Source organism: Rhodococcus sp. OK611 (assembly GCF_003050885.1).
Classification (GTDB): Bacteria; Actinomycetota; Actinomycetes; order Mycobacteriales; family Mycobacteriaceae; genus Rhodococcus_G; species Rhodococcus_G oryzae.
The window spans coordinates 1-1,309 of record NZ_QAOZ01000038.1 but is presented as its reverse complement, the minus strand read 5'-3'; the positions used below and the strand labels follow the sequence as shown (position 1 = coordinate 1,309).

The following is a 1,309-nucleotide window of genomic DNA, read 5'->3' as shown; positions in this document are numbered from 1 at the left end:
GCGAACTGCCCCCGCGGCACCGCCCTGACCACCGGCATGGACTACGGCGGATCCCTCGGCAGCGGAAACTTCGGCGACAAGGGCCCGTCCATCACCATCGGCAAGAGCAGCTCCACCACCACCCTTGCCACTGTCACCGGCGCCCGGGTCGGCGTGCCGAGCAACCTCACCGCCAACGTCACCGGCGGAACCGCGGGCGACACCATCGAATTCCGCGACGGCACCGCCCCGATCGGCACCGCCACCCTCGACGGCGCGGGCACCGCCACCCTCGCCTGGACCCCCACGGTCCGGGGCGGCCACACCCTCACCGCGCACTTCCCCGACACCGCGTTCTCCACCGCCTCCCAGTCCGCGCCGATCACCGTGCAGGTAGCCGAGCAGAACGCCACCTCGAGCGTCGCGATCGCACCGATCACCGGCGCGCAGGTCGGCCGTGCCTCCACCATCACCGCCACCGTCACCCCCACCGGGGCGGGCGGAACCGTCGAACTCCGTGACGGCACAGCATCGCTCGCGACGTTGCCGGTCGGCGCAGACGGCAGGGTCACCTACCAGTGGGTGCCCGCCGCGGCAGGCTCGCACACCCTCACCGCCACCTTCTCCGGCCGTGACAACGTCACCGGCTCCAACACCACCGCACAGGTGAACGTGGCCGAGGCACCCGCCTCCAACACCAACTCGACCACCACCCTCAACCCGATCGGCGCCGCCGCCGTCGGCAAGGCCACCACCCTGACCGCGAAGGTCACCCCCGCCAACGCCGGCGGCACCGTCACCTTCAAGGACGGCGGCATCGTCATCGGCACCGGCACAGTCGGCGCCGACGGAACCGCCACCACCGCGTGGACCCCGGCGACAGCAGGCCAGCGCACCATCACCGCCGAATACTCGGGCAAGGACACCGTCAACGCGTCCTCCGACCAGGAATCGGTGATCGTGGGGCCCGGCGACGGCACCGGCGGAACCCCAGGAACCGGCGGCGGAACCGGCAGCCTCGGATCGATCTTCGGCTCCTGACAACCGACACACCCTGAAGGGTCTGTCCCCGGCCTGGGCGGCCGGGGACAGACCCCAACGGCCCCAACCGAACTGCGGCCTCGATGTCGACGGTCGCACTCCCCTCGACCGAAGGAACACCATGACATCACGAGAGACCACCCGCGCCGTCGCCGCAGGCACGGCAACGACACTGGCCATGGGCGCATTCGCCCTCCTCGGCGCAGGCACCGCCACCGCAGCCCCCGCCACGATCACCTGGGACAGCGGCAGCTCCCGCTACATCCGCGACATCAGCAACACCACCCCC

At 71.4% G+C, this 1,309-nt stretch carries 1 protein-coding gene; it reads left to right on the top strand.

Annotated elements, in window-relative coordinates; genetic code table 11:
* A partial coding sequence (locus C8K38_RS26745; RefSeq protein ID WP_143548545.1) for an Ig-like domain-containing protein occupies nucleotides 1–1,020 on the top strand: 1,020 nt, incomplete at its 5' end.
* Between the last annotated feature and the right edge of the window lie 289 nt (nucleotides 1,021–1,309).